Here is a 235-nt window from a genome sequence, read left to right as displayed (position 1 = left end):
AATTAATTTTTCACCAAAGTAGTTTTCGTAATGCCCACAACCACCTAAGACTTGAATAAAGTCATCGCCATCTAATTTGCTGCACACAAGCCCTCGAGGTGAACACTTTAAAATAATACTCATGTGCTTGATGATTTCTTTGCATAGTTGCTTAATATCAGTAAGCCCTAAAATAGACTTTGATGCAAAAACAATCGTGTTCATTGCATCACTTTGATATTCAAGCTGGCATACC

Annotated in this window: 1 protein-coding gene; it reads right to left on the bottom strand. The window is 36.2% G+C overall.

Annotated elements, in window-relative coordinates; genetic code table 11:
* Positions 1-235: DUF3369 domain-containing protein (locus AAEY83_RS18585; protein ID WP_351061658.1), on the bottom strand; the 235-nt coding region annotated here is incomplete at both ends.

This window comes from Psychrobacter sp. TB20-MNA-CIBAN-0197, from assembly GCF_040309765.1.
Classification (GTDB): Bacteria; Pseudomonadota; Gammaproteobacteria; order Pseudomonadales; family Moraxellaceae; genus Psychrobacter; species Psychrobacter submarinus.
The sequence above is the reverse complement of the archived record's forward strand: the minus strand, read 5'-3'. Positions and strand labels throughout refer to the sequence as shown.